This window comes from Marinifilum sp. D737 (assembly GCF_026672275.1).
Classification (GTDB): domain Bacteria; phylum Bacteroidota; class Bacteroidia; order Bacteroidales; family Marinifilaceae; genus Marinifilum.
The window spans coordinates 19052-46033 of record NZ_JANQCD010000033.1 but is presented as its reverse complement, the minus strand read 5'-3'; the positions used below and the strand labels follow the sequence as shown (position 1 = coordinate 46033).

The window sequence follows — 26982 nt, the reverse complement described above, 5'->3', positions numbered from 1 at the left end:
TTAGTTTACTTCTGCTGACTGGTTAATCACCACTAAACTACAAAATCAGTTGTATTAACCATGACTATGCAAACCTAAGGGAAAGCTTTCGGGATCACAAGAAATTCAATCATTTACCTGTGTGTAAATTATATGATTGAATTTACATGTTCGGTTCATGTACTGTATTGAATCCAAATGAATGGAGATTCGAAGCCATACGTATCTATGACTCCGAATCTCCTGAAACAAAAACTATTTGCTTGCCGCTTTTTTTAATGCCAGTTTCCTTGATAAAAGAAGCAGTATGAGCGAAGGAATCACGAAAACGATTAATCCCATACTCGCTGCTCTGGGCTCACCTTCCAGTATTGAGCTAAAGGACCAGGCGATACCAAATATGAATAAGAACACTCCAATGCAGCTGCTCATCCATGTAGAGATATTAAATTTCAATTTTTGATTGTAATAATATATTAGTCCCATGGCAAGAGTTGTGACTACGCCCAGGGAAAAAAACAATATTTCTATACCTGTAAATATCATGTGTTTGATTTTTAAAATGTGATAAATATGAATTGCTGTAGTAAGTAATCCGTAAAAAAGGCATTAATGTCCATCGTAGCTTTTGCCTTTAGGACTGTAGAATTTCTTAATAGATTCCTTGTCTTCAACATTACCATAGCCAAAGAGCTCATCCATTTCGCGCATTAAGTCGTGCACCGGACCAGGCATTGCTGCTGTAATACTATCTACCAATCGGTGATGCCAAAAATCTGGTTTATTGTATGGACATGAAGCCATGCACATTCCACAATCATCACCTAATTCGCCCCATAGTTTGAAACACTTCTTTGCATCAACATGGTATTTTTTAACTCCTTTTTGATTGTACCAGGCATTGTCTTTGTTGTCGTGAGTTGGTTCAAATGATGGTTCTTTGTCATAGGAGATGGCTTTGGTTGGACAAGCATCGGCACAGCGCATGCAGTTTTTACAAAAATCCATTACACCGAATGACTTTGGTTTGTCGTATTCTACAAAGTCAAAATCGGTATATACCTTTGCCAGTCGAACACGAGGACCATACTTATAAGTAACAGCTTGTCCCAGTCTTGAAGCTTCTCCCAATCCTGCAGCAATGGCATACGGCACACTCAATCCCATATCGTTACCGGCAGATACAGCATTAAATCCCAGGTTTTTAAGATATACAGCCAACTGATAAGGAACTTTTGCCATTTCAGAATAGCCCGCTCCTGCAGCAGCACTTCCTACAAAGGAAGGAGAGGTGGAAATTCCCTCGTAATCCATATTGAAAGCCAATACAATCACTGTTTTTGGTTCAAAAGGAAAGTCACTCCAATCGGTAACAAACTTATCAGGACCCCAATTGTGAAGTTCTTCCATTTGCTCCTTACTAGGAGGAGCCAACAATGGTTTTCTAAATAAAGGAGGAACTGGATTCAGGAATTTACTGTAATCCCATCTTTTATCTCTTCGAGTAATTCCTACCAAATCAGCACCAAAAAGTTTTGCTGCTCTTTTAATTTGATTGGCTGCCTCTTGTTTGTTTTCGAATTGGTATTTCTCTTTTACAACATAGTCGTTATCAAACAGAGCAAATTGCACCTTATCAGTACGCTGTTCCCATGAATTTACTCCAAAGTTTGGCACTGCAGCCGGACTTGGACCTGCAGCATAATTATTCATGGCCCAGGCACCAGCCATTAAGGCTTTATCAGCTTGGTTGTAACCGATTTTGTCGTTATCGTAAGCAAAGTTCATTTTCTGAACAAATGCTTGTCCGTCAGCAACAATATCATCCTCTACAGTTTCGCCAATGGCTCGTATTTCGTTCACGAAAAACGATCGGGCTTGCACATGATCCCAATTTCGCGGTGGAACATAGTCTGATCGTACTTCTGCAGGAAAATCATCATGTGTGGTTACAATTTTATCCACAAGACGTTTGTCCAATTCTTTGGCTGCAGTTTTTTGCGGTAAAGTAGTTAAGGCACCCGCACCAACAGCGGCTGTTATTCCTCCAATTTTAAAGAAATCTCTTCGATTTAATTTTGATGAATTTTCGTTTTTACTCATTGCGTCAATGTTTTTGTTACAGTTCAAAGCTGCATCTAAAACATTGATATAGCGACAAAACCAATAATTTCGGACGTATTCCAATTTTATCGTACCATCAATCTCCTCATTTTAAATCGAAAAACTAATCGAGTTCTTTCAGATATTGAGAAGGTGTTTTATTGGTGAGTTTTTTAAAAGCGGCATTAAAGGTAGCTTTCGATTTGAATCCGGCCTCGAATGCCAATGCCAATATGGTGTAGTTCTTGTATGCCTCCAGTTTCGACAAACGTTTAAATTCTTCCACCCTGTAATTGTTAATGTAATCATTAAAACTTTGATTCATTAATCCATTCATGGTTTCAGAAATTTCATGGGAAGAGATGTTACATTGTTGTGAGAAACTCGATAAATTCAACTCCGGATCAAGATATGGTTTTTCAGATTCCATAATTTGATTCATTTTGATCACATTCCTTTCAGCCAATTCGCGAGTAAGCTTCGATTTGTCATATTTTTTAAATCCACCTAAACCCACTTTTTCGGTGCTTAAATGCAGAGTTCGGGGTTCACTTACAATTACATATGATATTGCATAGCCCAAAAGCATCAAAAAACTAAGGTTAATGATATCCATGGTGGGTGCAGAACCTGTGACAAAAAGTGGGAGGTTGGTTTTAATTTCCAGAATAACAAAATGCACACTCATCATGAAGCATAGCAGCTTAATCAAGCTTGTTCTTTTCTTGTTGTAATTGAATATACTCAGCGACATGCCTTTGATTTGGTAAAAATTCCCAATCATCTTTAAAATCAGGAAAGGGTAAATAATGTAAAGGGAAACCAAAATGTTTTTGGCAATCAGTAAGTATGTACTTTTTAAAGAGTTGGTATTCAGATATAAAATAAATATGAATCCATTTACTAGTAATGGGAGAATGTGTAATAAACTAACTTTGGTGAATTTAAGTTTTCCATACAATACCGACATTACATAGTAATATACCACCATTGGAGCCATTGTGGCAATGGGAACTACGCTATAAGGCCAGTTTGAATCTAAAGCAATAAAACCTTTGTAAAAGAAATAGTAATAAACGTAGTGAAATATAATATTAATAAATATGAGCTTTAAGATAAAGTTAGGTAGAGTTCTGAATTTTTTGCGTAGCAATATCAGGATCAAACCAATAATTTGGGCTGAGCAAAAAAGGATCAAATAGGGAATATTCATAAGAGAATAAGTGCTAGTTTAGATTTTTCGAAAAGTAAAGTATTTTTTAAAAAATCGCAAAATAGCTTGACTTGATTTAAAGTTTGAGAAGGAACAGAGGATTGTTTTCAATCTTAATCGGGATTGCTATTTCTTATTAGTACATTTGATTTCTTAATTGGAATACAACAATGAATACACCAAACACATTAAAAGTAGACTTGTACAATAAGGCGCAGGAACTAATTCAATCGAAAATCAAAGCAAACCATAATTCGATATCCGCATTAAAAGAATCAGTGGCGAGCGAAAGCAAAAGTACAGCTGGAGATAAGCATGAAACGGGCAGAGCCATGATGCACCTGGAGCAAGAAAAGGTGATGCGACAATTGACAAATAACCAAAAACTTAAAAGCATTGTCGATAGAATTAATCCTGAAGTAAAAAATAAAACTGTGCAGTTGGGCTCATTGGTAATCACCAACAAAATATCTTTTTATATTTTGGCGGGGTTGGGGCAAATGGAATTGCATGGACAGAACTATTTTATTGTGTCATTTCAATCCGATTTGGTACAAGCTTTTAAGGGAAAACAAAAAGGAGACCAGATTATCTTCAAAGATCAATCGTATACAATTGAAGAAATATTATAGCTTAACTTTAGCTCTTTTGATTAAAGCCTTATTAATTTCTTTAATTAAACTTGGTCCGCTGTAGATAAAACCAGTATAAATTTGAATTAATGAGGCTCCGGCATCCAACTTTTCCAGAGCATCTTCTACAGTCATTATACCACCTACACCAATAATTGGAATGCTGCCATTTGATTTTTGATGTATGTATCGTATTACTTCTGTAGATTTTTTCTTTAAAGGATTTCCGCTTAAACCACCGGCACCAACCGCTTCAATTTCTTTTTCGGAATAGCTCAAGCCATCCCTTGAAATAGTTGTGTTTGTAGCCACAATACCTGCAATTTTAGTGTCCTGAACGATTTCTATGATATCATCCAGTTGGGCTTCATTAATATCGGGAGCAATTTTAAGCAGAATGGGTTTCGTTTTCTTTTTGATTTTATTCAATCCCATTAATTTATTCAAAAGATCTTTTAATGGTTCCTTATCTTGCAATGCCCTAAGGTTTGGAGTGTTAGGAGAGCTTACATTCACAACAAAGTAATTAACATATGGATATAAGGCTTCAAAACAGTTTATGTAGTCATCGCTGGCAAGTTCGTTAGGAGTAACTTTATTTTTACCAATATTTCCACCTATAATAACATTTGTTTTTTTCTTTTTTAGTCTTTCTACTGCTTCCAGCACACCATCATTGTTAAAACCCATTCTGTTCACAATTGCCTTGTCGTTTACAAATCGGAACAGGCGAGGTTTTGGGTTTCCATCTTGAGGCTTTGGGGTTAAAGTTCCAATCTCGATAAAACCAAAGCCCATACTACCCAACATATCGAAAGCTTCAGCATTTTTATCCAATCCGGCTGCCAAACCAACGGGGTTTGGAAATCTTAAACCAAATAGCTCACGTTCCAATTCAGGATGATTTTTGGTAAGGAATAGTGAAGAAATTTTGCGAATAAAGGCAATCTTTTGAAAAAGTGTTAAGCACGAAAAAGTAAACTTGTGTATTTTTTCAGCATCGAATTGAATTAATAGAGGACGTATAATTAGGCGATATAAACTCATTTTGTAATATTATTTTATACAAAGATAATAGGATATTTTGAAGAAAAAGAGTTTTGTGTCCGATTTAAATAAAGCTTATACAAATGATATGTAAATATTCCTAAATTTAAAAAATGTAACTGATTTAACCGTTGTGCTTTTCCAATGATTTAGCTGCAATTAATGATAAGCTCATTATTTTACCTATAATATATCCAAATTGCTTTTAAAAAGCATCGGGAAAAATTTGTCATAAGTCAGAATATTCCTAAATTCGTGATACAATTTAAATTTTGGGAATTACTACTTTAAATAGGCTAAGTATCATATAATGAGTAAATTTAAAGAGATTAAGCTCAATCAATTTCAACTAAATGTTCTTTTAGATGAAGAGGAAAAAGCAGCTTACAACTATATTGTCCAGGAAGGAACATATTGTGTGCATTGCAAGGAGATGTGTACCAAAGGGGTAGATGTAAAAGAAAATTTTTTGAATGATATGAACGATATCCTGATAAAAGGTACTTGCAAGATCTGTAATGGTAGAGTAAGCAGGTTTATTGAATATGGAGAGTTCGATGATTTTCGCGAAAAAGCACTTCAATTCAGAATATCCATTGGAGTTGAATAAAGAAAATTGAATAAGATATGCTTTCCCCTTTTTCTAAGAAAAAGGGGATTTTTTTGCGAAGTATTGCATAATACGTTCTCTAATGAATCTTGTTTAATAATAGTTAAAGTATTGAAAGACCGAGTAGTTAAGCTTGTTTTGATTGCTGAAAAAAAGAAAAATATTGTATATTTAATAGTACACCATTAACCATACAATAGATGAATAACAATAAGATTATTATAAATTTTTGTCCAACTGGTATGGTACCTACCAAGGACATGACTCCATTTGTGCCGATTTCGCCACAAGAAATTATAGAACAAACCCATGAGGCTTACGAAATAGGAATAAGCATTGTTCATTTGCATGCACGCGAAGATGATGGCATTCCGACCTATACTAGAAATGTATATCGTGACATATTTGAAGGAGTACGCAAGCATTGTCCTGATTTGATAATTTGTGGCAGTACTTCAGGAAGAAATTTTCCTGAATTTGAGAAAAGGTCTGAAGTAATAGAGCTAAAACCTGATATGTGTTCCCTGACACTGAGTAGCTTGAATTTTGTGAAACAAGCATCAGTAAATGCTCCTGATATGATTCAGCGCTTGGCTCAAAAAATGAAAGATTATGGCGTAAACACAGAAATGGAATGCTTTGATTTGGGGATGATCAATTACGGAAAATATCTAATTAAAAAAGGAATTATTGAAGGCCCGTTTTATTGGAACTTACTTTTTGGAAATATTGCCGGATTTCAGGCAAACTTTCAGCAAATAGGAACAGCCGTTTCTGATATTCCGGAGAATCATTTTATTGGATTAGCTGGATTAGCCGCTGATCAGTTAAGAGTAAACGCAGCGGCAGTTGCAATGGGATATGGAGTAAGAGTTGGACTTGAGGATAACATTTGGTGGGATGAAAGCAGATCTCGTAAAGCAACGAATATAGAACTGGTTCAACGTATCCATTCTTTAATTTCAATTCACGGCAAGCAGTATTTTTCACCTAAAGAATTTGGGAACCTAGGATTTAGAAACGATGGCGTTAAAAAGAGATGTGTATCAGTTAATGGGATTTGATCCCAATTGGATTTGTGTGATTCACGATTTACTCTACCATAATCATGAGAAGGAAATTGCCTTTGATGTATTCCTGAATATGGAATTGGAGACCAAAGCTAATGATTGGCTTCAAAAAATTCATTTTCAGGTACAAGCAATTGAGAGGGTAAACCGTAAGCTTCCAATTCTATTTGGTTTGGCTAGTCCTAAGAATAAATACCCGGTTTACAAGGATTTTTCCAAGGTTTTGGAACGAGATGATTACGATAATTTGATTGCAGATTCGTCAATTGTTAGTGTTAGTAGCAAGCTTGAAAAAGCGCTGTTAATAGATCATCAATGTGTGATTAGTGCTCAAACGAAGATAGGTTTTGGCGTTAGCATTAAAAGAGGGGCAAAAATAGGACATCACAATTCCATTGGCGATTTTACTGATATTAATCCGGGAGTTATCACCTCAGGAAATGTAAAGATTGGAAAAGCATGTGAAATAGGTTCCGGTGCAATTGTTAAGAACAATGTTGAGATAGGCGATAATACATTTATTGGTATGGGGAGTGTGGTAACCAAAGATATTCCTGCAAACAGCATTGCTTTCGGAAACCCTTGCAAGCTGATCCGAAAGAATGATATTTGGAACTTTTAAAAGCCAGAACTGTTTATTGGTATTCTGAAATCTTAAATGCAGATTTTAGATCATCCTGAAGAGATGCAATCTCTTTTTCGATACTTTTTAAAGAATTTTTTTCTATTTCAGTCAGATTTTTAAGCAATACATCATTTTCAGGCCAATCATTATCTAGTATTAAGTTTACTTGCCATTTAATTCTTAAATGCATCAGAAAGTTATACATGGCCTCGATTTCTTCAGCACTTTTTTCGGGGATAACACCCAATGCCATCAATTGATTCAATCGCAGCAAACTATTTGTTTCCCGGATTGAATGGTGAAGTGCATGTATTCTAAGATATCCAATAATGGGTTGTAGATATTTTTTAATATTAACAGATTTTTTGCCCATGATTGGTTTTACTCCAATTACAGTTTTAGCCAGTTGATTATAAAAATCAAGATTATGATCCAGTTCTGCATATACATGTTCAAAAAGATCATCTACCAACTTGTTGTCGCCATAAATGTTTCTTAAGTCAAGAAAAATTGAACTATCCAAAACATTAGGCATATCCGGATTGTTAATCCATTTCGAGAAATAGTTTTTCCAAACATCGATAGAATTACACCATTCAGGATTACCAGCCATTAAATCACCCTTGCATCGCGAGTATCCAATGGCATGTAAGTTTTCATTAATGATTTCGGATAGTCTCAAGAAGTAGGATTTGTTTTCATCGCTATCCATATCAAAAATTATGGCATTATCTTGATCGGCTTTTAAACTTTGTTCTTCACGTCCTTCGCTGCCCATGGTAATAAAGGCAAAATTGCATGGAACAGGCCCAACCTCTTGTATTGCCAATTCTATAATTCGGGAAGTAATGGTATCGGCTATAGAGGTAATAATACGGGAAACACTATTAATATTATCAGAGCTGGTAAAAACAGCTTGAATTAATATTGGTACTTTATTGTGTATGCGCTTGATGCTCTCCACAGTGCTGCATTCGTTAATCTGATTGATTAAATGAGTTAAGGAATTTTGCTGCATTTCATGACATTGTCTGCTACTTATATTCCCAACTATTTCACCATAATTGTTTTCAATCAAAAGGTGCGATATGTTTTTTTGCTTAAATCGTAAAATTGCTTCGTATAATAATGCATCTTGATTGATACTTACAATAGGCGCAGACATAATGGTAGCTACCATTTTATTGGTACTCTTTTCCTGTGCCAATACTCTGGTTCTTAAATCTGTATCTGTAATAATACCTATAACCTCATCATTTTCTTTTACACAAACGAGCTTGCATTCCTGCGCAGTCATCAATTTGGCAACTTCATGAATAGGAGTTTGTATATTGCAGCATACATTTTTTCGAATCAGGTTATCAATTGGCTGATTCATCAATTGCAGGGAAAGCTGAATGTCTTCCGACATTTTATTGGCATCTAATCTTAAACGCTTTTTTTCAGTTACATTTTTGGCAACAATAATGTACCCTACTTCGCCTGACAGCGTGATTTGTGTAACGGAAATTACAACAGTTTCGAGACCCGCTTGAGCATTTACCAGTTCCGTTTCAAAAGTGGAGGTTTTCTGTGGGTTCTCGATTTTGCTTACCAAATCGGTCCAGCTCATCTTAAACAAGTTTGAGAAATTGGATCCTACTATGTTTTCATTATCGAATAACTTTGTGAACTTATTGTTGGCAAAAACTACTTTCTCATCCACTAACATTAATGTCCCTTCGGTAGAGGCATTTACAAGGCTTTTGTATTTCTGAATGGATAAAAGCAATTGTTTTTCAGCCTTTAATCTTTTTTCCTCAATAATTCTTGTTTGGCGAAGCACATACAGTAAAATGACTGCAATAAAAAGAATAATGGTGAAAGATATTTTTAATAATGTCTTCTTCAGTTGGCTGATTTCCATTTCAACATCATCCAGGTAAATGCCAGTACCAATAACCCAATTCCATTCAGAAAATCCCTTTACATAGGATAGTTTAGGAGATATTTTAGAGGCATCATCTTTCCATTGCCAGTAATATTGAATAAAACCTTCTCCTTCATTTTTTACCAGTTCGGCAGCATCCACAAAGAGTTTATTTTCGTGATTGTCTGAAAAATTAGAAAGGTCGGTGCCGTTAAGGTCTGGACGATAGGGATGCATGATCATTTTTGGACTACTGGTAATAATCCAGAAATAATCTTTCTGTTCGTTACCATATCGCATTTTCCCAATGTGTTCAGATGCTTTTTCCTGTGCTTCCAACAAATTAATTTCACCATTGAGGTAGGCTTCCTGATATTCCGATAATACACTCCACGCAGCATTGGTTAATTCGGAAATTGTTTCCTTTTTGCGATCCATCATACTGCGTTCGAATAAAGGAATAAGGATAATATAGAAGGTGATCACAAACATTGAGATTGCTAAAATTGTAGGAATTACAATGCTGTAAATAAATTTATTATTGGCTTTTTTCATGCAATTAAAAATTTGGAAGTAGTAGAGAAAACCTACTTTTAGTATTCAGGTAAATATAGTAAAACTTATTAGTCGGATTCATACAATATATGATTAAAGCTGACTGCTTGCATTTGAATTGAAAAAACAATAGGGAATTTCAAAAGAATATGATTGTTTGATGGGGTCATTTCAATTTGCATCATAGATATTATATTAACAAAGTAATGAAGCAATTCAATAATTCACAATGCTGACTGCTTATAAATACCATTTATAAGCCATAGTTGAAAACATGAGCTACTAATGCGAAAAAGCATATTGTGTATGTGGATGACTCGCATTCAAATACTTGTAATATCAATAGAAAGCTTGGGTTTAAATAGAAAGAATATTAAATAGTAAAACACAGGCTGTGTACTCTTGGTTTTTAACAAAAAATGACTTGTTTTGTATTGCAAATTTAAAATTTACACATCATGTTGAGTAAGATTATAAGATTGATTATTGCTGGGATTCTACTGTTGGGTTCAATCTTCCTGTTTATTAAAAGTTTCATTGGATTAGGTATACTTGCTGTACTGCTATCGGGATTATTTGTATTGTTGCATTTTAAGAACGAGAAAAACTTGATTGCTTTCTATTTTCTTAGAAAAAATAAATTTCAGTCTGCAGGTAAAGTGCTGAGTGGAGTGAAGCATCCTGAAAGAATGATCAAAAGCCAAGAGGCATATTACTACTATTTATCTGGATTGATTTTTTCGCAAGAGCATAAAAACAATCAGGCAGAAAAGCAGTTTAAAAAGGCTTTAAATATCGGTCTAAGAATGAAAACGGATAAAGCGGTTGCGAATTTGAATTTGTCAGGCATTTATCTATCCAGAAGAAACAAGAAGCTATCAAAGTATTACTTGCAGGAAGCCAAGAGCTTAGATAAACAAAAAATGCTTTCAGCTCAAATTAAAGAAATTGAACACATGATGAAAAGAATCTAAAGCTGTTCTAATTGATAAAATTTAACCTGACATATTCTTTGTCAGGTTTTTTTGTACTAAAAAACTTTGCCTAGAACAATATCAAATATCAGTACGGAACCTCCAGGAATGGCTCCATAATCAGTACTTCCATAGGCCAAATGTGATGGGATGATTAAAATTCCTTCTCCACCTTCTTTAAAATAGGATAAGCCTTCTTTCCAACCTTCGATGACTACCGATAGGTTAATTTCCAGGTTTTCACTTTTATCGAAAATATTGCCATTGGTCAAGTAACCAATATAAGCAATTGAGACATTGCTCTCAGGAGTGGGGCTTTTGCCTTCTCCCTTGCTTACAATTACATAGTGCAAACCTGATTCTGTTCTTTGTGCATCAAGCTGATGTTTTGAGATATATGCTAGAATCTCTTTCTCGTTAAGTTGCTTAAATTTGTTTCTCTTCATGATAATAGTACTATCTTGCAACAACAAAATTAGATATTAAAATCATGCATCCTATTTTTTGTTTTGTTGGAGGAGCAATTCGCTTTGCAATTCTGTATATACAATCTTTAATTTCAGGAAAGGAGAGACCCAAGTACATGATGGTTTGTCAGAACAAATCAAATGCATGGTTTGGCTTTCTACTTATTATTCCTTTGCTGCTTTTGTATTTGTTGATATACCGGTGGTAAAATATGATTTCATATCACAAGAATATCTATATCAGCTTGCACAAAAATATTTTTGGCAAAATTCATTTCTTCACTGCTTGCTTCTCTTAAAAAAGAAAACTCTTTTCTGATGCCATAATTTCGCATCTTAATTAAAGTTTTTCCAACATTAGGAGATACCGATTTCATTAGTTTGGCAATTTCTCGCAATTCACTTTCGTCATTATTGTAATCGGGAGTCAAAACAAAACGAAGTTCCTTTAGCTTGTTTTTATCGTTTAAATATTCAATTGATTTTAAGATCTTCTCGTTAGAATAGCCTGTTATTTGCTTGTGTGTTTTAGCAGAATATGCCTTGATATCCAGCATCACGCCATCAATTAAGGGGAGGAGAGAGTTCCATTTTTCCTGCTCGATATTCCCGTTGGAATCAATTAAAATGGATAAATGTTTTAAGTCAGAATGGGATTTGATTTCCTGAAATAACAAGCTTAAGAATGGAGCATGAAGCATTACTTCACCACCTGATACGGTAATGCCCGAAATAAAATCCTTTACTTCAAGAATTTCACAAATAACATCTTCAACCGACATTTGTTTGTAAAATGGGCTGCTGTTTTCAGGACAAACTTTAATGCATTCATCACAACGAGTACAGGTGTTTTCATTGTGGATGATGCGTTTGTTTTCGGAATCAATCTTCAAACTGTTGGTGGGACATGTATCCACACAAGTACCACACAAATTGCACAATCCTATGGTGTGGGAATTGTGGCAATACATACAGTTTAAGTTACATTCCTGAAAGAAAATAACCATGCGATTGCCTGGTCCATCAATCACACTCGATTTGATGATTCCACTAATATTTGCCTGCAACTTGCTCATTGGAAATTACTCGTTTCGAAACACGATTGTCAACATTGGCATTGTCCATAGAATTGGCCGCAAACAGAGCACTGCCATATCTCGATCCTTCTTCCCGGAACTCTTTTAAATCGCTTCTTCTAACCAAATAGCCAGTAATACGGATAAATTCACCATTCGATAAATTAAAGGTAAACATTCGCATGCCTTTTCTAAACGCTCCTTTGATAATATCCAGAATTGCTGCAGGATTTCTTTTTACGGTTTCATCAAAGTGGAAAATATCACTAATTCCTCCATTAAACAGGTGATGATGTGGAGCGACAGTATTGATATGTGAATAGATGTCAGGCTCACTTCCAATTGGAATTCGAGCTCCTGCAGTTTCCTCTATATCAATATCGATACCCGATTGAGCATGAAAAAAAGCTTTGCCATTATTTGCTTTGCAGTAAGGAAGCTCCCTTGCATCTACAATTTTCTTCATTTCTTCCAAAATAAGATGAGCAAGCTGATTGGCTTCTTCATCTTTTCCATAGCAAAGTTCTTTACCACAGCGTTTCATCAATTGGTTTACGCATTCGGCAAGTCCATAAAAACCAAACATAGCTGAGAAATTATCCAGGGAAATAATTCCTTCTTTGGCAAGAAAATCCGTGTCGTAATACTTAACACATTCTACCAGGTATTTGCTTCTTGCTTCGATAACATCCAATGTCATCTCACAATATTTTTTCAATGTGCCTGATATAAAACTTTCAGCATTACCACTGTGTAAATCCGTTATCTTTTTAAGATTTAAACGAATAAGAGTATGAGAACCACCACCTACAGGCAAAGAGTTGTAGCAACTCACTACACCATATTCTCCTTTAAAATCAGCAGCAGTCATCTTGTGATTGGCAATATGAGGTTTTGCTACTTCAAATACGGTTTTGCTGGCCTCAAGCAAAAGTTCATCGGATGTAATTTCCGGATCATATTTCAATGTAAGGTTCGGAACAACCTGTTTTAATTCCCGTTCAATTCTTAAAATTACTCTGGCAATTACATTGTCCTCTGGTCCTATGTTGATATGAACAAAAGCATCAGGGAGTGTTCGGTCAATAAATCGCCAAAAAAGCTTCATCTTTTTGTAGATTTTATCTTCTGACAAATCACCAACATAGTCAAGCAGTAATGTGTCGATATCTCCTAGATAGACAGAATAACCTGTAATGGATGGAACCTGAAGATAGAGTATGGATAGAAAATTAATGGCCTCATCGAAATTTGTAGGAGGCTCTAATTCAAGATAGTTTACTCCATTTTTTAAGGCATAAGCATAATCAGGAAGAACATATCTGGGACGATAAGGAGCATTACCTTCAAATAAATCGCAAATAATTTTCTCATTTAAGGCTTCAGTTGCTTCTTTTAAGATATCAGGATAATCCTGTGTGCTTTCTGCAATATAAGCCAAATGATGCTTTTTTTGTCGATAATCTAAATTGCCATCGCTTAGAACTTGTAATACTCTATTTTTGATCTCTTCCATTCTTCTACTTTCTTTATTCTCTTCAATCCAACGGATTTTAATGCCTCAAAAATATACAAAAGAATGCAGGGCGGTATAAGAAATCAGAAAATATATTAAGAATGAATATTTTGTTTGGTTCACCTATTAAGTTTTTACTATTTTGCAGCTAAGAAATTAACTTGCATAGCGTAAATGGAGGATGTGAAAATTATTGAGGAATTAAGTGATCAAATTAACCGAAACTTGAAACAAGTAAGAAAAGTGACTTGGTTGATTAAAGGTTACCAGTTAAATGATCATGGTCATGTTACCCACCTAAATATTGCCAAGTGTAATTTGAAAGGGTGTTGGCCTGCTGCCCTATTTAAATTAACACATTTACAGGTTTTGGATATTCAGGAAAATCAATTGGAATCAATTCCTGAAGAAATTAAAGAACTTAAGAGTTTGGCTTGCCTTGATATTCGCAACAATCAGATTCAAGAATTACCTCAATCAATAAGCACTTTACCAATGCTTCAAAAGTTATATCTGGGAAATAATTTATTTACTAAAGTTCCTGAATTAATTCAAGATTGTGATACTTTAAACCTAATCGATTTTACTGATAATTTGTTATCCGAAGGCATTGAGAATATTTTAAATTCCACATCAATAAGGAATATATATCTAAGAAATAACCGTTTAAAATACTTTCCTTTCCATCTAATTAAACCCAATGTAATTAATGATTTAAATGTAATGGAAAATCATATTGAAAACTCACAGGAAAATTTGTCAAGGGTGAAAAACTTTTTGTTTTAATCAAAAAAGAAAGGTGACTACAGAGTAAAAATAGCCACCTTTCAATTACTATCTGGGTTTTAGAATTTTATAATCTACTTTAACAACTTCATTTCTGAAAGGCATATCATACAGTTTGTAGTGATCATTGATGTATGGATCATATTCAGGATGGAATTCATCATCATGTAATGGATAGTTGCGAATAAAACCTGGAAAACCAGTTGATGGATTCAAATCAAACCAGTATACATCACGAGGATTCAAATGAATGTATATACGAAAGTCATGCTCATAATTATCAGGTCGGTAAATATAACCGCGTTCATTTAAAGAATGAATATCAGCTCGATCCCAATGAGCAACAATTCCATTTACTTCAACCCAACCATTTTCCAGTTGAACAGGCCTACTATTTTTATCCCTGATAAAAACTTGTACTTCCTTATTGTTGTTGTAATCCTGTGCTATTCGTACCGAAACTTTCAAGAGTGATGGATCTGTCAATTCAATATCGCTTAGGGCAGATTTGCTGCACGATTGCATACCCAATATAATCAGGAAAAAAAATAGTGTATATATTCTCGCTTTCATATTTTCATTGTTTTGGTTTACTAGTATGACAGCTAAGGATACCAATACACGTATTAAAAAAATCATTTTGTGGAACGAAATTGAACAAATTAAATCTACTCAACTCTTACTTACTGACCTTTTTTACCTATCCTAAGGATAAAATTATTTTCAAGCTAGGTTTAAATCTATATATTTGACCTGTATAATTCTTGCCCTATGAAAAGCTTTCTACTAACAATACTTCTTCTAATATTATTTATTTCACACTCCAATGCGGATCATTCTATAAAAATCAATAAGCTTGACAGTTTGGAAACAAAATTAATTGGTTCTTCAGGACATGAAAAGCTGGAAATATTATTAAATCTGTGTGAATGTCTTGTAGAGAAAGATTCCAAGCAATGTATCCTTTACAGTCGACAAGCTCTTGATTTGGCTAGAAAATTGAAACAAGCAAATCTCGAAATTAAGGCATTAATATATTTAGGACGTGAACATTCTAATTTGGGAAACTATTTTGAAGGTCTACAGAAATTTAAGAAAGCCCAAAAAATTGCCATTGAAAATAAGTTAGATCATTCTTTGGTAGATGCCTGGAACGAAATAGGAATCACCTATTTTCATATAGGGAACTACAAAGAAGCTCAAACCTATTATTTCAAGGCTCTGGAAAAGGCTGAACTAATAAAATACAAAGAAAGAGAGATAGGCTTACAGAATAATATTGCAATCATCTATTCCATATATAAAGATCACGATAAAGCTCTTGAATTATTTACTAAATTGTTGAGTATCTACGAACTTGAGAATGATTCAATTCAAATTGCACTTACATCAGTTAATATTTCGAATATATACGACGAACTTGGAAAATACGAAGAGGGATTACAGTATTTGAATAAGGCCATTCCTATTTTTATTTCTTCGGGAAATAAACTGAAACTTTCATCTACTTTGAATAATAGAGGAAATATATATTCAAAAGTTGGGCAGCTTGATAAGGCATTGACTGATTATTGGGATGCATTAAAAATTGCGGAAAAGAATAATTTTGAAAGTGGTATTATATCTTCATCTATAAATTTAGGACAGTATTATATTCTTAATAAGAAACATGAAAAAGCAATCGATTTTTTCGAAAATGCACTAAAAATATCACTTGAAAATCACGATAAAGCGGGTGTAATGGAATGCTATGAAGGACTCGCCAATGCATATGAATTATCTGGAAACTATAAAATGGCTTTGAGCAATACAAGACTTTATCTCTCGTACAAGGATGAAATCTATAATGAGCAAACTCAGAAGCAAATTAGCGAGATTCAAATAAAATACGAAACCGAAAAGAAAGAGAATGAAATAGAGTTTTTGCAAGATCGAATAAAAACACAAAAGAGAAATCTTCTTATTATTTTGGGTGGCTTGCTTGTGATTAGTGTTTTGATTTTAAGGGTGCTAAAGCTGAAGCAGTCGAATCTGGAACGTAAAAACCTCCTTTTAGAACAAGAAAAACAGATGGATCAGCTGGCCCTGCAAAAAATGGAAGCTGAAACAAGAGAAAAGGAGCAGGAGAACTTGAGATTGAACGAAGAGATGGTGGCCAACGAGGAAATTAACAGGTTGAAGCAACTCAAGTATAAGACAGAGTTAAAACACAAAGAGAGAGAGTTGGCAGCCAATGCATTGCATATGGTAAGTAAAAACGAAACACTGAATAGTTTTAAAAAACTCGCAGAAGATGCATTGCTGGCTCAAAGTAAAGAGGTAAAAATAGCATTAAGAAAGCTGATTCAAGAAATAGAAAGTAACATTCACCTAGACCAGGATTGGGATAAATTTAAAATGCATTTCGAGGAGGTGCATCAAGGATTTTTTAAGAGTTTGTTGGATAGGCATACCGATCTGAATACAAATGAGTTAAGGTTTTGCGCCTATCTGAGGTTGAATTTGGATGCCAAAGAAATTGCAAGAATCCTAAATATTTCTGTTAATGCCATTGAGAAACGTCGATATAGGCTGAGAAAAAAGCTAAGTTTAGAGTCAACTGATAGCTTATTTGAATACATAAATCGATTCTAATTTCATGCTAAAAGTAAGTTCTAAATGTTCACCACATTGCAAAAAAGGATGTGATGATTTACATGCTGGAACTTTATCTGTCCTTATAGAAAACTTGGTTAAAAATCATCATTAAAATTCTACTTTTTAACTTGCGACCCCTTTTGTCTGGGTGTGGTATAAGCTTGCGACCCCTTTTGTCTGTGTTGTAGGTTAGGTGTTTACGCAATTGTTGAGATAATTTTAAACGCAAGAATTAGAAGTCTCCCAAAGCTTCTGAATTCTTTGAAAAATTATTAACCAACAATAAATACCAGCCAGAGTGAAAAGGAAGACAAAAGAATTCCGACAGTTTTTTGAAAGTTTTTACCCCATGCTGTGTTTGTTTGCTCAAAAGTATGTTCAAGATTCAGATGTGGCAGCAGATATGGTTCAAGAATCTTTCATTAAGCTTTGGAAAGGAAAGGATGATTTCAAGAATCAAAATGCGGTTAAAGCTTTCCTGTATACTGTAACACGAAACAATTGTCTGAATTATTTAAAACACAATAAAATTGTTTTAGACTACAGTTTACAAGCTATGGAGAAAGACTTATTTTATAGAGATCATATTATAGAACAGGAAACTTACAAGGCGATTCATGATGCCATAGAAGTTTTACCATCACAGGGGAAACGCGTAGTTGAAATGAGCATGAGAGGGATAAAAAATCCAGAAATTGCTGAACGATTAAGCATTTCAGTAAACACGGTAAAATCTGTAAAGGCCAATGCATATCGTTTACTTCGATTAAGATTACAGGATGTTGTTGTTATCTTGATGATTTTAGTGTCTTTATGATGACATTGTTATACTTATAAAGGGTTGAATAATTATTAAATGTTAGGGCTTATATGAGCTCTGGCATTTTTTTTTGCAAAAAAATAAGTTGATACCCACCCACTTTTATTTCTGAATTGTTTTAGCACTAAATATTTTTAAATGGATAAAATTGACCACCACATAAGAATATCTCAATTGATTGCTCGAGAGGTGAATTATGAACTCACCAGAGAAGAGAAACTTGAGTTAGACCATTGGTTGAATGAAAGCAAAGAAAATCTTGATTTGTATTATCGCATTCGCAATCGTGAAAAATTTTTGGATTGGGATCAACGCTTGCATCAAATAAATACTACTGAAGGTTGGAATAGATTCGAATCTACCATTAAACCAAATGGAAGCATTGACGTTTTTAAAACAGTTTTAAGATATGCGGCGGTTATTTTGATTTCTCTGTTTTTATCTGGTATTGGATACTATATATACAATGACCTTTCCAACTTGCCTCAACAGTATACACAAGTCAATAGTTCAAAACAATCGAAACCAAAGGCAAGATTAATTTTAGCAGATGGCAGCAAAGTAAACCTTGAGAATGAAGAAAATGTTGCTTTGAAAGAGAAAGATGGGACTTTGATTGAAAGAGATGCAGGTAGTCTGAAATATCAGAATAAAGCAAATGCGAAATCAAAGGTCCTTTATAATACTGTAGAAATTCCCAATGGAGCCAATTATCAGCTTTGTTTAACCGATGGAACCAAAGTTTATTTGAATTCGATGAGTGCATTGAAATTTCCTACCAAATTTTCTGGTAAAACAAGGGAAGTGGAATTAACCGGAGAGGCCTACTTCGAGGTAGCCAAAGATAGGGAACATCCATTTTTAGTGAATGTGTCAGGAACCAGAATAGAGGTTTTGGGAACTTCATTTAATGTAAAAGCTTACAGTGATGAAAATGAAATTGTCACCACTCTGGTTGAGGGGAGTGTGAAGGTAAATGCTTCCGATATTGGGAAATCTACCTTACTCAAACCTGGACAACAGGCTGTAGTTGATGATAAAAGGGGAGGAATACTTGTTCAGGATGTTGATGTAGATCTGTTTACATCATGGAAGGAAGGTATTTTTTTGTTTAAGGCAAAGAGACTTGAAGATATCATGAATGAATTAACTCGTTGGTATGATTTAAAAGTTTTTTACATGAATCCAGTGGTAAAAGATCTTCGTTTTGGAGGTCATTTTAACAAGGACGAAGAAATTGAATCAATTATGGAAATGTTTGAATTAACCAGAAAAATAAATGTAGAAGTAAATGGAAAAACTATTCTAATTAGTGCAAAATAAAACAGGAAATGCTGTAACATTTCCTGCGTCAGATATTTCTGCTGTAACAGAAATAAAAATTTAAGTACAACCTAAATTAACACAAAGTTATGAAAAAATGTTGGAACGACGGCTTTCGACCCCGAAAGTTGTTTAAAATGTTGTTATTTATGAAGATGCTAGCCTTGTTTTTATTGGCCAGTGTGATGAGCGTATCGGCAAATACCTTAGCGCAAGATGCCAGAGTTACCCTTAACTTGAATGGGGCAGACCTGGAGCAGGTATTGTGGGAGATTCATGAACAAACAGGCCTGATCTTCCTTTACAGTTCGGAAGATGTTGAGGGAGTGAAAGATGTATCCGTTGAAGCAAAGGATGAAACAGTTAAATCTGTACTGAAACATTGCTTACAAGACAGTGAACTTGAATATGAATTCAAGAAAGAAGCGATTACACTTCGCAAGAGTGTACAACAAAGTCAGCCATCAGGCGAGGCTCAACAAGAGAAGACAAGAAAGATTTCTGGAGTGGTTGTAGATGATCAGGGGCTTTCTCTACCTGGTGTATCAGTTTTAATAAAAGGTACAACAACAGGTGTATCTACCAATTTCGATGGTGAATTTACATTGGAAATTCCAACTTCAGGAAAACCAGTATTGGTAATTTCTTTTATTGGAATGCAATCTCAGGAGGTAGTGGTAAGCAATCAAACAAATTTGAAAATTACCATGAAAACGGACTCTGAGCAATTAAGCGAAGTTGTGGTGGTTTCTGATGGTTTTAGAAAAACGGATCGACGTTTATTTACAGGTTCGGCCACTACCGTTAAAGCTGAAGAGGCTAAAGTTAATGGTATGGTTGACGTAGGGCGTATGTTGGAAGGTAAAGCTGCTGGTGTAACTGTTCAGAATGTTTCTGGTTCATTTGGTGCAGCCCCAAAAATCCGTGTTCGTGGTGCTTCTTCTATCTATGGTAATTCAAAACCGCTTTGGGTGGTTGACGGTATGGTATTGGAAGATGTTGTGGATGTTTCAGCGGACGAGCTGTCTTCCGGTGATCCTTCTACTTTGATAAGTTCCGCTGTTGCTGGCTTAAATGCTGATGATATTGAAAGTTTTGAGGTGTTGAAAGATGCTTCGGCAACTGCATTATATGGTGCCAGAGCAATGAATGGTGTAATTGTAATTACTACCAAAAAAGGAACCGCTGGTAAAACAAGTGTTTCATATACCGGTGAATTTACAATGAGATTGAAGCCTTCCTATTCAGACTACAACATCATGAACTCTAAAGAGCAAATGTCTGCATATCGTGAATTAGAAAGAAAAGGATGGTTGAACCATGCCGATATTTCTCGTCAACAGAATGGTGGAGTTTACAAAAAAATGTATGACTTAATCAACTCTTATGATCCGGAAACAGGATTTGGCTTGCAAAATACGCCTGAAGCACGTGCTAAATTCTTACAAAAGTATGAAATGGCAAATACCGATTGGTTCGATATATTATTCAAGAACTCAATCATTCAAAACCATTCGGTAAGTTTATCAGGAGGAACCGATAAGGGGAACTTCTACTTCTCAACCAGTTTGTATAATGATGATGGTTGGTCTATAGCCGATAAAGTAAGAAGATACACGACCAATGCCAAGGCTAATGTAAAGTTGACAGATAAATTGAATATTGGTTTAAGTACAACAGCATCTTTTCGTCAGCAGAATGCCCCAGGTACTTTTAAACGAGTAGAGAATCCAATTGATGGATCTTACGATAGAGATTTTGATATCAACCCATTCTCTTATGCATTGAATACTTCTCGTGCATTGCGACCTTACAATGATAATGGTGGATTGGAATATTTCCGTATGAACTACGCACCATTTAATATTATCGAAGAGGTTAAAAATAACTACCTGGAGTTTGATGTCTTGGATTTGAAACTACAAGCAGATTTGGGATATAAATTCAATAAGAATTTTGAATACAGCTTTCTAGGTTCACTTAGATATGTAAAATCTACACAGGAGCACAAAATTACCGAGAATTCAAATATGGCCAGAGCTTATCGTGCAGACGATGATCCTGAGATGGCAAAATACAATAAATTCCTTTATACTGATTTAGACAATCCTGATGCTCTTCCTGTAGTAGTACTACCACGTGGTGGTTTCTACAACAGAGTAGATAATACAATGTTGAGTTACTCGTTACGTAACAATATTTCTTTTAACAAGACTTATAACGAAACTCATATTGTAGATGTATTTATAGGGCAGGAATTGAGTTATGCAGATCGTAACGATAGTTATTTTAATGGTATTGGTTACCAGTGGGATAGAGGAGGAGTTCCATTCGTAGATTATCGTTTCATTAAGCAACAATTGCAGGGAGGATTTACCTATTATGAAATGGGCGACTTTTTTGACAGAATGATGGCATTTTACTCAAGAGTGAGTTATTCATATAAAGGAAAATATACAGTTAATGGGACCTATCGTTACGAAGGATCTAATCAGCTAGGTAAATCGCGTAAATCACGATGGTTACCAACCTGGAATGTGAGTGGTTCGTGGAATGCACATGCAGAGGATTTTCTGGCAGATTCAAAAGTGATTTCACACTTGACACTTCGTGGAACTTATGGTTTGACTGCCAGTATGGGACCAGCCAGAAATTCATCTCTTATTTTAATGAGTAAGATTGCTGATCGTCCATTAACTACCGAAAAGGAAGCTCAAATGTATATTGATGAGTTGGAAAATGCTGAATTGACCTGGGAAAAGCAATATGAAACCAACATTGGTTTGGATTTAGGATTATTTGGGAATCGTATCAATATGGAATTTGATGCCTATCAAAGAAAAGGTTTTGATTTGATTAGTGCTGTTCGTACTTCAGGTATTGGTGGCCAGTATTGGAAATATGCCAATTATGCTGACATGGAATCAAAAGGTTTTGAATTCATGTTGTCTACTAAGAATATCAAATCCAAGGATTTCAATTGGGATACAAACCTGAATTTCTCTATCATGAAGAATGAGATTACCAATTTAAAATCTTCACCAACTGTTTACGACCTTGTAAGAGGTATTGGAGGAGCATTGGAAGGTTATCCGGTTAGAGGATTATTTTCTATTCCGTTTGCTAGTTTGAATCAGGAGGGTATTCCTACATTTTATAATGAAGATGGAGAGATAACTGCTTCAGATATTAATTTCCAGTCAGAAAATATTGATTACCTAAAATATGAAGGCCCTATTGATCCAAAGGTAGCCGGTGGTTTTACCAACTTGTTTAAATACAAGAATTGGAGATTAAATGTGCACATGAGTTATCAGTTTGGAAACAAGATTCGTTTGAATCCTTCTTTCAAAGCACGTTATTCTGATTTGGATGCCATGCCTAAGGAATTCTTCGACCGCTGGGCTTTACCAGGAGATGAGGATAAAACAAATATCCCTGTAATTCTTTCTCAAAGAGATTACGATGGAAAGTATATTAGTACTTACAATGCGTACAATCACTCAACTTTCCGTGTTGCAGACGGCTCTTTTGTTAGAATGAAAGAAGTGTCTTTAGCCTATAATCTGCCTAAAAGCATTTTGAGTAGTATGAATTTGAATTCCATGCAGTTAAAGTTGCAGGCTACAAATCTGTTTTTGATCTATTCGGATAAAAAATTGAATGGTCAGGATCCTGAGTTCTTTGGGGCAGGGGGTGTTGCTATGCCTGTACCAAAGCAGTACACATTTACATTGAAGTTAGGAATCTAAAAATCGATCAATCATGAAAAAAAATAAAATATATTTATTAGCAGCCGGACTTTTGTTTTCCTTGTCTGGTTGTAACGACTATCTGGATAAGTTGCCAGATAACCGTACAACTCTGGATTCTCCAGAAGCGGTTACAGAATTGCTGGTTTCGGCTTATCCCAATGCAATCTATCATCAGTTTACAGAAACAATGTCTGATTTGGTAGGAGATAAAGTTGAAGGTCCCTACGTTTATGATGTTCCTGAAAACCGAGACGCTTATCTTTGGAATGACCACACCACCGAAGATCAGGATACACCAACCTACTATTGGGCCAATTGTTATGAGGCAATTGCGCATGCTAACCAAGCCTTGGATGCTATTTCCAAAGTAGGAAATCCCGAGGATTACACAGCTCAAAAAGGAGAAGCTCTAATTTGTAGAGCCTATTCACATTTTATGCTGGTAAATTTATTTTCTAAGCATTACAATCCTACTACAGCATCTTCCGATATGGGAATACCTTATATTGAGGAGCCGGAAACGGTTGTTTTTGCTGACTATGAAAGAGGTACGGTTCAACAAGTATATGAAAAAATAGAAAGAGACTTGGTGGAAGGCTTAACTCTGATTAGAGATGATGCCTACTCTGTTGCAGCCTACCATTTTACAAAGGATGCAGCCAATGCATTTGCGTCCCGATTTTATCTATATAAGGGTGAGTGGGAAAAAGTAATTGAGCATGCCGATAAGGTGTTGACTGGAGATCCGGCTCTTATGCTAAGAGATTGGAATGGTACGTACCAGACTATGTCACGTGGGGAAATTATGGCCAAAATGGTGAGTTCTACCGAAAAAGCCAATTTGTTGTTATGTAGTTCAAATACCGTGTGGGCTCGTGGATATTATATCTGGCGTTTCAGCCTTGTTTCAGAGATAAAGGATAAATTGTTTCCAGGGACTTGGGGTACCGACCCATTTGGATTTGCCTACAGACCATCTGATGCAGGTTATGATTCCAACCATCACATTCCAAAATTTGATGAGTATTTCAAAAAAGCAGGAGGTGTAAATGCCAATATCGGTTACCCAATGATGATGTGTCCTTTGTTTGTGGCAGAAGAGGTGCTGTTGAATCGTGCTGAAGCTTATGCAATGAATAATGATTTTGGGAAGGCGTTTGAAGATTTGAAATCGTTTCATACCAAAAGAACAGGAAATGGAGCAGCGCCTGATATTACTGTAGATTATATTAATAACATTTATACAGACACTGATCTTCCTTATTATGAAGAGACCTACAATGCTGAAGCATTCTATCCGATTGAAGGTGATAAGGTTAATGTAATCCGTTTTATTTTGGATTTACGTAAACGTGAATTTATTCACGAAGGACTTAGATGGTTCGATATCCGCCGATTTAATATGGAAGTGGTTCACATGTACGAAGGATCTGAAATGGTTTTAACTAAAAATGACCTTAGAAGAGTAATTCAGCTGCCACGACAAGCTATTGCCAATGGTTTACCCGCTAATCCACGTTAATCTTGTAAAATGATTGTTATGAAAAAATATATATGCTTTTTAATGTTGGGAGTCTTTTTATTTGGCTCTTGTAGTAATGATGAAGATTTGGGAGAGTCGTTAATTGACACTTCCACCCCTGAACTAAATGAAACCGATCAGTGGATTCGTGAGAATTTTACTATCCCTTATAATATTGAGGTAAAATACCGTTTTGATGATGCCGAAGTAGATAACGGTAAAGTGTTGACTCCTGCAAAACTGGAAAAGGTTCGTCCATTTTTGGAAGCCATGAAGACCGTTTGGATTGATCCTTACGCTGAGTATGGTGGGGAAGATTTTGTGAAGATGATGGTTCCTAAGCTACTTGTACTTGTGGGAAGTCATAATTATAATAAAAACGGTTCCATTATTTTGGGACAAGCCGAAAATGGCAGAAAGGTGACCATATTTGACATCAACTATTTTGACCCAGCCAATAAAACAATTATGGACCGAATCTTTTCTACCATGCAACATGAGTTTGGACACATTTTACATCAGAATGTGATGTATCCATTAGAGTATGAAAAGATCACTCCGGGATATACCACAGCATGGATGAACTATGGCAAATCAGATGCTCTTGTAATGGGATTTATTACGGCCTATTCCATGAACAATCCAAATGATGATTTTGTAGAAATGATTGCCAAAATGTTGACCAAGAGTCGTGAAGAGTGGAATAAGTATGTGGAGAGTGCATATGTATCAAGCTGGGATCCTGATTATGAACTACTATTAAAACAAAAAGAGGAAGGAATAGCTAAAATCAGACAGAAAGAGGAAATGGTAGTGAATTACTTTCTTCAGGTTTGGAATATTGATCTTTATGAATTGCAGGCCCATATTCATGAAGTTACAGTGAACCTGGCCAATAAATAAGCCTTAGAAAAACGGTATGAATTGAAATCTTCTGCAATCCTGATACCCATTGGGATTGCAGATAGAAAAAATAAAATTATGAAGAAATTATTATATATACTTACAGGATTTGCACTACTGTTCAGTTCCTGTGATAACGAGGAAGATCGAATTTTTGATCTGGATGCAGATACTAGAATAGGTGAAGCTGTAAATGGATATCAAGACTTGTTGCTTTCGGCCGAAAACGGATGGATAACCAATTACTACCCCAATGCCGAAATATTGGGCGGATTCACTTTTCTGTTTGATTTTAATGAGGATGGAACGGTTAAAGTGGCTTGGGATATTAATGAAACTGTAGAAACTTCGCTTTACAAATTGAGTTCAATTGAGAGACCACAACTGGCTTTTGATACGTATAGCAATTTTTCCAAAATGACCGACCCGGAAATTGGAGAACAAGGTGTTGGAATGGGAGGAGACTATGAACTCTATTTTGAAAGAGTTTCCGAAAACCAAGATACCATTTACCTTGAGGGAAAAACCAATGAGAGCACGATGGTACTTGTTAGGGCAACGCAGGCAGATTGGACTAATATCAACAAATTGAAAGATATGGAGGCCAAGTTAATAAAAGAGGAGGGAATTCATCCTTTTTATAGAAATCTGGTAGTTGAAGGAAGTGATCAAAAGTTTATGCTTTCCTATTTTGAAGATATGCGTCGTCTGAATTTTTCTTTTACTAATGATCAAGGAAAGTATGAAGTAATAAATATGGGCGTTCACTTTACACCTGTAGGGTTTGATTTACATGAACCTTTGGTAATTGATGGTAAAAAAGTAACAAGTTTTGCTTACGATGCAGAAAACAAGAAGTTTCTTGTAAGCAATGAAGGAATTGATGGTGAGGTTGTTTTTGAAGCAGAGGCTCCATGTAAGTTTAAAGGTGCAGCCAAGATGTACTATGATATGGGATGGGATTCTTATGAATACTTGAGTCCGAAGCTTCTGGAAAAAATTTCTGCATTAAATGACTTGGGAGAAGGAGAGATTAACTACTTCTATGTTTCTGCATACTATGATTTTTGGAATGATGTTACACTATATTTTGATGATTGGACTTCGGTAGGTTTTGATATTGCCAAATTCGAAAAATTCGATGAGGACCAGTTGATTATGCACGATGGTGGCTTTGATAGTTGGGACTATGAAGAAGCTGACTTTATGGCCAATGAAGGGGGGAAAGCTTTGTATGACATACTTTTCGATGCTAATGGTTGGACTGTTGTACCACTTGTTGTGAAAGAGTATGGTGGTACTTGTGCCATTGTTAGCAATTCCGATCCTGAGATCTTCTTCAGTATGCAGAATTAGTTATTCTAAAATAATATTATTAGGGTGTGAGCCCTCTGGCCTTTGTACTTCAAAATACAATTGGTTATGAGGGCTCTCCTCATTAAATAGAAATATTCTTATTT

22 protein-coding genes are annotated in these 26982 nt (G+C 35.3%); 13 read left to right on the top strand and 9 right to left on the bottom strand.

Features of this window, described 5'->3' with window-relative positions; translation table 11 throughout:
- Positions 1–234: 234 nt before the first annotated feature.
- The 3 genes from NQ163_RS16705 to NQ163_RS16695 form a co-directional block, all read right to left on the bottom strand.
- Positions 235–525, bottom strand: a complete 291-nt coding sequence (locus tag NQ163_RS16705; RefSeq protein WP_268191483.1) for a hypothetical protein — start codon at positions 523–525, stop codon at positions 235–237.
- A gap of 63 nt (positions 526–588) precedes the next feature.
- A complete protein-coding gene (locus tag NQ163_RS16700; RefSeq protein WP_120241360.1) occupies positions 589–2082 on the bottom strand; it encodes a reductive dehalogenase in 1494 nt (497 codons plus the stop codon).
- 124 nt (positions 2083–2206) lie between these two features.
- Complete coding sequence (locus NQ163_RS16695; protein WP_268191482.1) at positions 2207–3247, bottom strand: helix-turn-helix domain-containing protein; 1041 nt, start codon at positions 3245–3247, stop codon at positions 2207–2209.
- A gap of 218 nt (positions 3248–3465) precedes the next feature.
- Between NQ163_RS16695 and NQ163_RS16690 the strand changes: the two genes are divergently transcribed.
- A complete protein-coding gene (locus NQ163_RS16690) occupies positions 3466–3927 on the top strand; it encodes a hypothetical protein (RefSeq protein WP_268191481.1) in 462 nt (153 codons plus the stop codon).
- On the opposite strand, the gene NQ163_RS16685 is transcribed toward NQ163_RS16690, so the two are convergent.
- Complete coding sequence (locus tag NQ163_RS16685; RefSeq protein WP_268191480.1) at positions 3922–4974, bottom strand: quinone-dependent dihydroorotate dehydrogenase; 1053 nt, start codon at positions 4972–4974, stop codon at positions 3922–3924. The genes NQ163_RS16690 and NQ163_RS16685 overlap by 6 nt on opposite strands.
- Before the next feature lie 310 nt (positions 4975–5284).
- Here NQ163_RS16685 and NQ163_RS16680 point away from each other — a divergent pair, with 310 nt between their 5' ends.
- From NQ163_RS16680 to NQ163_RS16670, 3 genes are all read left to right on the top strand, one after another.
- The gene (locus tag NQ163_RS16680) at positions 5285–5584 is read left to right on the top strand and encodes a hypothetical protein (protein WP_268191479.1); all 300 of its coding nucleotides are present in this window, start codon (positions 5285–5287) and stop codon (positions 5582–5584) included.
- 200 nt (positions 5585–5784) lie between these two features.
- Positions 5785–6648 carry a 3-keto-5-aminohexanoate cleavage protein gene (locus NQ163_RS16675; RefSeq protein WP_268191477.1) on the top strand — a complete coding sequence of 288 codons (864 nt, stop codon included), beginning with the start codon at positions 5785–5787 and terminating at the stop codon, positions 6646–6648.
- Positions 6608–7276 carry an acetyltransferase gene (locus tag NQ163_RS16670; protein ID WP_268191475.1) on the top strand — a complete coding sequence of 223 codons (669 nt, stop codon included), beginning with the start codon at positions 6608–6610 and terminating at the stop codon, positions 7274–7276. The genes NQ163_RS16675 and NQ163_RS16670 overlap by 41 nt, the downstream gene beginning before the upstream one ends.
- A gap of 13 nt (positions 7277–7289) precedes the next feature.
- On the opposite strand, the gene NQ163_RS16665 is transcribed toward NQ163_RS16670, so the two are convergent.
- Positions 7290–9743, bottom strand: coding sequence for a DUF294 nucleotidyltransferase-like domain-containing protein (locus NQ163_RS16665; protein ID WP_268191474.1), 2454 nt, complete (start codon positions 9741–9743; stop codon positions 7290–7292).
- Between the two features lie 458 nt (positions 9744–10201).
- On the opposite strand from NQ163_RS16665, the gene NQ163_RS16660 reads away from it, so the two are divergent.
- Positions 10202–10717, top strand: a complete 516-nt coding sequence (locus NQ163_RS16660) for a hypothetical protein (RefSeq protein WP_268191472.1) — start codon at positions 10202–10204, stop codon at positions 10715–10717.
- A gap of 56 nt (positions 10718–10773) precedes the next feature.
- Here the strand turns inward: NQ163_RS16660 and NQ163_RS16655 are convergent, their stop codons facing one another.
- From NQ163_RS16655 to NQ163_RS16645, 3 genes are all read right to left on the bottom strand, one after another.
- Entirely contained in the window at positions 10774–11163 is a 390-nt protein-coding gene (locus NQ163_RS16655) for an FKBP-type peptidyl-prolyl cis-trans isomerase (protein WP_268191470.1), read from the bottom strand.
- A 239-nt stretch (positions 11164–11402) separates the two neighbouring features.
- Entirely contained in the window at positions 11403–12260 is an 858-nt protein-coding gene (locus tag NQ163_RS16650) for a YjjW family glycine radical enzyme activase (RefSeq protein WP_268191469.1), read from the bottom strand.
- Positions 12235–13776: a YjjI family glycine radical enzyme gene (locus NQ163_RS16645; RefSeq protein ID WP_268191468.1), complete on the bottom strand. Its 1542-nt coding sequence runs from the start codon at positions 13774–13776 to the stop codon at positions 12235–12237. The genes NQ163_RS16650 and NQ163_RS16645 overlap by 26 nt, the downstream gene beginning before the upstream one ends.
- Before the next feature lie 225 nt (positions 13777–14001).
- On the opposite strand from NQ163_RS16645, the gene NQ163_RS16640 reads away from it, so the two are divergent.
- Positions 14002–14562: a leucine-rich repeat domain-containing protein gene (locus tag NQ163_RS16640; protein ID WP_268191466.1), complete on the top strand. Its 561-nt coding sequence runs from the start codon at positions 14002–14004 to the stop codon at positions 14560–14562.
- A gap of 48 nt (positions 14563–14610) precedes the next feature.
- Here NQ163_RS16640 and NQ163_RS16635 read toward each other — a convergent pair whose 3' ends face one another.
- The gene (locus tag NQ163_RS16635; RefSeq protein ID WP_268191464.1) at positions 14611–15135 is read right to left on the bottom strand and encodes a hypothetical protein; all 525 of its coding nucleotides are present in this window, start codon (positions 15133–15135) and stop codon (positions 14611–14613) included.
- Between the two features lie 198 nt (positions 15136–15333).
- Between NQ163_RS16635 and NQ163_RS16630 the strand changes: the two genes are divergently transcribed.
- From NQ163_RS16630 to NQ163_RS16600, 7 genes are all read left to right on the top strand, one after another.
- Complete coding sequence (locus tag NQ163_RS16630) at positions 15334–17196, top strand: tetratricopeptide repeat protein (RefSeq protein WP_268191462.1); 1863 nt, start codon at positions 15334–15336, stop codon at positions 17194–17196.
- A 301-nt stretch (positions 17197–17497) separates the two neighbouring features.
- Positions 17498–18016, top strand: coding sequence for an RNA polymerase sigma-70 factor (locus NQ163_RS16625; RefSeq protein ID WP_268191461.1), 519 nt, complete (start codon positions 17498–17500; stop codon positions 18014–18016).
- 141 nt (positions 18017–18157) lie between these two features.
- Entirely contained in the window at positions 18158–19342 is a 1185-nt protein-coding gene (locus NQ163_RS16620) for a FecR family protein (RefSeq protein ID WP_268191459.1), read from the top strand.
- A gap of 149 nt (positions 19343–19491) precedes the next feature.
- Positions 19492–23094 (top strand): SusC/RagA family TonB-linked outer membrane protein, encoded by a 3603-nt coding sequence (locus NQ163_RS16615; RefSeq protein WP_268191458.1) that lies wholly within the window; start codon positions 19492–19494, stop codon positions 23092–23094.
- Between the two features lie 13 nt (positions 23095–23107).
- A complete protein-coding gene (locus NQ163_RS16610) occupies positions 23108–24619 on the top strand; it encodes a RagB/SusD family nutrient uptake outer membrane protein (protein WP_268191457.1) in 1512 nt (503 codons plus the stop codon).
- A gap of 18 nt (positions 24620–24637) precedes the next feature.
- Positions 24638–25522 (top strand): zinc-binding metallopeptidase, encoded by an 885-nt coding sequence (locus NQ163_RS16605; RefSeq protein WP_268191456.1) that lies wholly within the window; start codon positions 24638–24640, stop codon positions 25520–25522.
- Positions 25523–25600: 78 nt separating this feature from the next.
- Positions 25601–26878, top strand: coding sequence for a DUF4302 domain-containing protein (locus NQ163_RS16600; protein WP_268191454.1), 1278 nt, complete (start codon positions 25601–25603; stop codon positions 26876–26878).
- Positions 26879–26982: the final 104 nt, after the last annotated feature.